Here is a 7,460-nt window from a genome sequence, read left to right as displayed (position 1 = left end):
TTCTCATAATTTTTGCACCCCTCTGAAACCATTAGTCAGTTAAATACAAGTTCGAGATTCTTCCGGGGCCGCGATAATGCTACTAAAATAGTATCTCTGATATGGCATATATCCTCAGATACCAGGTTATAAAGTACATATTTACAGACCTAATATTCAGAGATACAATTATAACTAATATTTGCACGGGTAGTTTTCTCATTTTTACACACAAATTAAAAAAAAGTTATAAAGCGATTTGATCAAGCTGTAATACATGGTATAAATATTATAAGTAGCTCTTAGAGGGGGCTTAAAAATAAATGAACAATAAGGAGATTTGAAGATGAAAAATTTAATCAATATTTTTGTAGCAGTGATACTTTTTACATCTCAACTAGTATATGCTGCAGGAGAGGTTATTGAGAATAGAGAAGATCAAATACCAGAGTTAGGGAGATTAGTTCAAATTGGAATTATGTTAGGAGTATCTTTAATGGATTCTGAAGTAGAAGAACCGAACATAAGCACTAAAGGAGATTCTGTCGTTTTTGATGCAGGGGAAATACTGATAATAGACTCTCCTAATGAGGTAGTTATGATGGTCGGTAGCGATATAATTCAGTACGAGCAGGACACAATAAAAATATGGAGTGGACGACCATATAATGTTGAAGCAGTAAAAGAAAATTTAATTCAAGATTTAGATGCAACTTCTTTAGGCAGCCCAACTAGTAAGATAGAGTTTACTGGTGTTTTAGATATGGTAAGGAGCGTAAGTTTAAATAATATCCTGGCTATTGGAGATGGTATTTTAACTGAGAAAAATGACAATTTTTTATCACTTACTATATTAGCGATGGCAGCTACTGTTTCTATACCTGCAATGCATAGGTTTTTATCAAGTGCTTCTGCTGCTGGCGTGCTTGGTTTTGCTGGTATTGCTATAAGCGTTGCTGCAGCCACTGGTTTTATTGTTGGGGTATTCGTGGCATCAGCTGGCTATGCTCTTTATCATGCAGCAACAGATTAAATGATTGATATTTTAAGCCCGTCATTATTATTTGACGGGCTTTTATTATTCTTCCTTAATTTCAAGATTACATCAATAGTTGCAAAACTCGTCCAGCAGGGGTAGCCAATTAAATCTCTCAAACTTACAGTTGAGAGATAATATAAGCCCTGATGAGTAACAATCTTCAGGGCTTTTGTATCTTCGCGCGTGTCAAATGGTTATGAAAATTATTCTGCTATACTGTTGCGAAGTCTGCAAAGCAGGTCGAAGCAATCTTAAGGCTAATCCGAAATCCAACAAATAATCTCACTTACCTATCTCTTTATCTCTGAATTGGCAATTAGTTAATGGCCGGCATTTAATTGGTATTTAGGCGAGAAATGCGATTATAATGATAAGGAATAAGCTCGATTAAACGATATTTAGAGAGATATTAGCGGAGAAGTGATTGCCACATTTGGCTTTGTTTCTGCCAGTCAATTTCTGCAGCGACCTTACGAAGAGAATTATCTGAGATATGAGAGAGTTTTTCGTTTGCTAAGAAGAGAATTGATTCTTTAATTTCGGTTGAAAGAAAGTTAAGCATTAAAAGTTGGCTGAGCCGTGCATAGCTTAAATTAAGCCAACCAGCCGCTTGCTTCATTTCAATTTTCTTTTCTTCAGATATTGGTTATATAGTGCATAGTTATAGGCCTATGGATTCAGAGATAGAATTATATCTAATATTTGCACGGGTAGATAGTGCTTGGGACTCCTATTGATGTAAGCTTATGTTTACATTGTCATTTTGTCAAAAAAAACAACCATCACGATGTATTGGTGCAACTAATTGATTAGTAATGTGTCATAGATTTTAACTTTTACTTATTGTTGGGCATGAATTTTGCATGTAGTTAGTTGAATTACGAGGCTAATGAAATTAAAACAAATTTAATCAAGGAGATAGGGAGATGAAGAAGTTGCTTTTAGGTCTGTTGATAGTTGGTTTAGTAGTCGGTGTTTCAAGTATAGCAGATGCAGCGAGATCTGTATTCTCTGGAGGTGGTGGTGGTATTGGTCCGATAGATGTGCTTAGACCGGTTGATGGCTCAGTTGGAGATAATACAACAGTTGAATCTGAAATTGATCCTAGCGCTGTTTTACAATCGTTAAAACTTGATGCTATGCAAAATGAAGACCCCATAGGTGATAATATTACAACATATAGAATGCTTCCTTTATTTGGTTTGGGTGATGGCTATTTTGCTCAGTCTGACGAATGGCAACGAAAAACCGTAGAACTTGAACCTGAGGAACAAATTTCTGTTGCCGACTTAATAAATCAAGGATTACTTGATGAAAATGGGGAAATAGTTTTATATGATAATGGTATTATAAGGATGGAGTATTATGAAGATAGTTATTCAGGGCAGGAACTTATTTATATAGAAGCTGAAGGGGTAGAATATTCTATGGTTACTTTAAAGGTTGACCCCACAACTCAAAATGTTACAAAAGTTCTTGCTCTTCATCCTCGAGATACAGTAACTGTTAAGCTATCTTTGGCTTCAGATATGCCTTTGTATGATTGGCTTCGGGATACCTTAGAATTACCTGATGTAACCGATGAAATGTTGGCTACGGAAGATGAAAGACAAGAAGAACGTGATGAATTAGCAGCTGCACTGGCAGAAATCCAACCTCAAACAGATAGATATCGTAGCCCAATGAATCTTCCTCCCAATGGAAGTTATGTCAGCGTACTTCAGGGAAGTGCTGGTGTGACTAGCCCTGATACTGAGCAGCCGTATTTACTTACATTTGGAGCAGGTCCGTGTGTAATTATAACGCTATATGATCCTACTACTGGAATAGGAGCTTTAGCTCATTTAGATGCTGTTACAGATGTTAGGGGTGGAATAAACAGTATGAAATATCATATGGTGAATAACGGTGCTGACGGGGAATCAATTGAGTCAAGATTGGTTGGAGGTAATAGAGGATCAGAAGAGTTAATTCTTGATATTTATACTGCATTGGAAATGCATGAAATTGAAATTGTAGAAAGAGATATTTTAGGTTATGGGTCTCGGGCTATAGTATTAGATACCAGCACAGGGGAAATTTATGATTTAATCGGAACGCCTCCAGTTGATGATGTACGTCTTATGTTCATTGGAATGCGTATGCCGGGATCTCCGCTTACATTGGAAAGAGGAGGGTTGATAGATTATTAATATTCTTTAAAGGAAATTAAGTCTTTTAAATTAATAGAATCGTAAGTCAAATATGAGAGTTTTGTTAAAATAAGTTATTACAAATTGTGGCGGTTAACTCTACTGCCTTTTTTATTTCTAAAGCATTTAGATGCAAAGGGGATGGTCAAACCAAGGGCCTACCTGTGCAAAAAAGATTTTAGTTTTATCTATATAGATAACCTGTAGATAGCTATAGAATTAATGGGAAAAAGTGCGATTTTTTACGGTATAGTAAAATAGTATATGGGTGGATAAAGATAGTTTGGATATAGCTTTGAGATGGTTCACCTTGCTAAGCCTACCAGAAAACCTCTCAAATTCTCATGTATTTCTTGAATTATTTATTATATAGTAGGTGTATATAAACAGGAAATTCAGAGATATAATTATATCTAATATTTGTACGGGTAGGGTTATGGTAAATTAAACAGGGTTTTTAAATTAATTCTACTGACCAGTTAGATTATACAATGTGCTTGATAAAGCAAGCTTATGACTATGTGAGTTAACTTGGAGGAATAGCTATGAATATACGTAACTCCCGAAAATTTTTTGGGGGATTATTTTTAATAGTAATTGTTGTAATAGGGGGATGTTTTTTTATTAAAACACATTGGATAAACAAAGAAGAACAGACATATAGCTGCTACATAAAAGGAGAAGAATATTACAGCAAAGAGGAACTTGACGCTGCAATAAGGGGGTATCAAAAATCCATTATCCTCTCGCCAGAATTTTATCAAGGCTATTACATGATAGGCCGTTGTTACTTCAAAAAAGGAGAATACGAGGAAGCCATAAGCTATCTAAAAAAAACGCTTGAGATAAAACCTGATTATTCGGATGCACATTATCTTATAGCAGTTGTCTATGCGAAAAGAAAACTTCCTCAGGTTGACTTAGCAAGGGAGCATTATGATATAGCAGTGCACTTAGGATATGCTCCACCTAAAATATTTACGCGCTACTTAGAGAATTTAGAGGAATTTTATCAGGGAGATTGAGGGAAGTATCTGTTGCAGAAATTATCATATATCTTGTGGGCAAAATACTCATCATTCTCTGCTAAGGCTTGAGCTACTACTTCTCTGAACCATTGATAGGTACTTGAAACTTCTGAGGGCTCAAGGGGGGTGTGATCGTAAGTAGTTGTATTAAAACACCAAATGCCAAAGTGAGATTTGTATTCATAGCTATATTTCTCATTGCCGTGGATGACAACAATGCGATTTGGTTGACCTATGCTGTATTCAATTTGTACTTCTACATCGTTTAACATTGCGATAGTTCTACATTCAATAATAGGAAAGGATTCTCGGTATCCGTTCGCAGCCAGAAAATGTTGAAATACAAATTCTAATTCTGGGTTAGGATTAGACACTAAAATTTCTTCTACCTGTTGTTTGAAATATTCTATAGCTTCTTCCCCTTCTATCCGCTCGCCCAAAAAACCATTATAAAGGCGATTGCATAAAGTATCATAATGATAAATTCTGTCCTCTGTTTCAAGAATGATGCCATTAGGATAGAGGGCGCCTGGAACAATATATGTAAGTTTAACTGTTATCTCGTTTGCAGGATCTTCTACAACAGTTATAGTTCTATCCTCGTGGGAGAGGGGTTGTTCTGATGAAGGAGTTTCTGATTCAGTTGCTGATTGAGGGAAAATTATTACTTGTTTACCATCCGTTGGTTGTAAAAGAGTAACCCCTTCTTTCGGTACAGACTGTAGGTAGTATAGGAGGGGATCCAATGGAGCATTTTGTAAGAATTCCGGTACTATGAGGTCGATTTCAAGATAATTTTCACCTAGGAGCGCACGAAGATCATCGCCAAAACTCTCTTCCAGAAGACGTTTATGAAATTCAGAATCATGTTCTGCAGAAACCATAGGTTCGATATCGTTATGAATGCTGCCGTTGTAGGCCACGACCTTTTTGCCTTGCGTTACTAATTCTTCGATTTTAGTCTGTGTTACATTCGCAATCATTATTGGCACATCGTCTTCCTCAATTTCACCAAGCAATACTCTATCGATGTCAGTGCTAGTTATGAATCCGCCGTGAATCGTAATATCTATGCCCTGATTTCTTAATTCTCTTGCCTTTTCTAAAAAATACGTTAACCCATCAGAATCCTTGGCATACCTTGCTGTATCCCATAAAAATGGAGTTATGTCAGGCGAAATGTATCCGTTATCAAAATAAAAATCAAATTCTTCTTGTGGGGTATCAGCAAGAAAATACTCTATCACAAAATCATGATACCCAGCGGCTATAAGGCGGGGGAGAATTTCATCGGAAAAATGCACTAAAGATGTTGTTGTAGATTCTCCACCTTCTTCTGAAGGGTGGATTTCGCCGAATGCGATTACCTGTGGAGAGGAATTTTGCAATATCTCATCTATTGCAGCATCGGCGCTTAAATGCGTTGGTTCAACAGTTCGTATGCTTAAAGGGTCTGTTTCACCACTTTCAATTTTTTCGATATATGTAACAATAAATTCATGTAAAGGTAACTCCGGTGTTTCCCTGACTGCTTCAGCAAAATTTTCGAATTTCTCCTGGTCTCTCAGGATGCTGATTTTGGTAACAATACCATTGTCTGTGTAATTAATAATTGCCAGGTCGCCTGGAGTATTTTGAAGATGTATAAACATTGCGTTGTTGATGATTGCACCAGTGGATATAAGGATATTATTGTCATAGTAAATAATATTACTATCACCGCTTAAACGGAAATGGTTGTCAGTATAATAATTTGACAAAATATATTCTTCATCAAGTCTCCATCCTAATTCTTCAGGAGTAGATGCATTTTCTATCAAATGGGAAATATCAATGGTCTCAGATACTGGAAAGAAGTAGAAGGCAGGCCCAGTATTTCCGGGATTAACAGGTGGAAAGCGGAAGTCTACAGGAGATTCGGGAGCTGCTGTTTGAGAATTCGTTTGAACGGAAGATGGATTTAGTATACCAGGTGGCAGACCATTGATTACTGCTTGGATTAATGACCACGGTGTTTCAGAGCTTGTCTGGGTAGGATGTAATGTTGGAGCTAATGTTGGAGCAAAGAAGTCGGGATCTTCTGTCTCTGGAGATAGCGCATAGCTCAATTCCAAGAGATGTAAACTCCAGATAAACCCCCCTATTAGAAATAACCAAGTTTTTATCTTCATACATATTTAATTATAACATAAAGTATTAAAAAAGTCAAACTTGGTGGATAGATTAGGACATTAGAAGAGAGAAAATCTCATGCTCAAGAAGGCTCTTTAATATAAGCAAAAATTTACAATTTGCAGTATAATAACTTGAAATGAGTGCTAAGGAAGATGGCCGCATTGTTTCAGTTTATACTTTTGATAGTATAATTGAATCCTACCCGTGCAAAAAATTTACTCATTTTTAGTCAAATGTCCACCTCTTGAGGTTGGACATATTGTAACTGTTTGAAAGTAAAAGAGTTATGGAAATTTACACCCTGAAATACTGGACAAAATTGGACAAAAAACCCACCTTTTAGCCTATTCTCATAATTTTTGCACCCCTCTGAAACCATAATCCTATTAAATAAGGAATTTTAGTCTCTTTCGGGGTGGCGATAATACTACTAAAATAGTATCTCTGATATGGCATATATCCTCAGATATTGGGCTATATAGTATCTATTTACAGGTATAGTATTTAGAGATATAATTATAACTAATATTTGCACGGGTAGGGTATTCTCGCTCATTTTTGCCTCCTTTTTGTCAGTACACATATGGCCATAGGTTTCGTAACAAGTCAAGAGGTATAGAGAGGTATTTTTTGACTGCGAGAATCGATAAGAAATGGTTTAAACAGAGTAGCTCAGCTAAAAATAAAATTAATCAAATCATCCTATTTTATTGACAAAATCCTCAATATCCTATATAATATACCATACAATGTATTGAATCATAAATCGACTTTAAAGGGAGGAATTATGCTTTTACTAGCGCTATTATCACAGCTTAGCCCCTCAGAAGCAGCGCGGTATATGGCTGACAATTACGGTTATGCAGTAAGCGCGTCGGTGATTGTAAAGTGGGATAATCTCATTCTTAGGAAAGAACGTCCTAAGCAGGGAGACAAAGGTAAGCTGTGCAGAAGGGTGTATAATCTCTCAGACATAGCCCTATTTAACGGAATTGCCATAATGCGAAGCCTCGGATACAGCATTAACGAAATAAAGCAGGTATTCGA

The 7,460-nt window shown here is 36.4% G+C and carries 6 protein-coding genes; 4 read left to right on the top strand and 2 right to left on the bottom strand.

Annotated features, from left to right (window positions below):
* The first annotated feature begins 325 nt into the window (after positions 1-325).
* Positions 326-1,012 carry a hypothetical protein gene (locus P9X27_04205; GenBank protein MDP8253586.1) on the top strand — a complete coding sequence of 229 codons (687 nt, stop codon included), beginning with the start codon at positions 326-328 and terminating at the stop codon, positions 1,010-1,012.
* 415 nt (positions 1,013-1,427) lie between these two features.
* Here the strand turns inward: P9X27_04205 and P9X27_04200 are convergent, their stop codons facing one another.
* On the bottom strand, positions 1,428-1,637 hold the full coding sequence (locus P9X27_04200) for a hypothetical protein (GenBank protein ID MDP8253585.1): 210 nt from the start codon (positions 1,635-1,637) through the stop codon (positions 1,428-1,430).
* Positions 1,638-1,944: 307 nt separating this feature from the next.
* On the opposite strand from P9X27_04200, the gene P9X27_04195 reads away from it, so the two are divergent.
* Both P9X27_04195 and P9X27_04190 read left to right on the top strand, forming a co-directional pair.
* A complete protein-coding gene (locus P9X27_04195; protein MDP8253584.1) occupies positions 1,945-3,210 on the top strand; it encodes a hypothetical protein in 1,266 nt (421 codons plus the stop codon).
* A gap of 545 nt (positions 3,211-3,755) precedes the next feature.
* The gene (locus tag P9X27_04190; GenBank protein MDP8253583.1) at positions 3,756-4,235 is read left to right on the top strand and encodes a tetratricopeptide repeat protein; all 480 of its coding nucleotides are present in this window, start codon (positions 3,756-3,758) and stop codon (positions 4,233-4,235) included.
* Here P9X27_04190 and P9X27_04185 read toward each other — a convergent pair.
* Entirely contained in the window at positions 4,223-6,409 is a 2,187-nt protein-coding gene (locus tag P9X27_04185; protein ID MDP8253582.1) for a hypothetical protein, read from the bottom strand. The genes P9X27_04190 and P9X27_04185 overlap by 13 nt on opposite strands.
* 791 nt (positions 6,410-7,200) lie before the next feature.
* Between P9X27_04185 and P9X27_04180 the strand changes: the two genes are divergently transcribed.
* A partial coding sequence (locus tag P9X27_04180; protein ID MDP8253581.1) for a hypothetical protein occupies positions 7,201-7,460 on the top strand: 260 nt, incomplete at its 3' end.

The sequence above is a fragment of the Candidatus Kaelpia aquatica genome, assembly GCA_030765335.1.
Classification (GTDB): domain Bacteria; phylum Omnitrophota; class Gorgyraeia; order Kaelpiales; family Kaelpiaceae; genus Kaelpia; species Kaelpia aquatica.
This window is presented reverse-complemented; position numbering and strand designations above follow the sequence as displayed.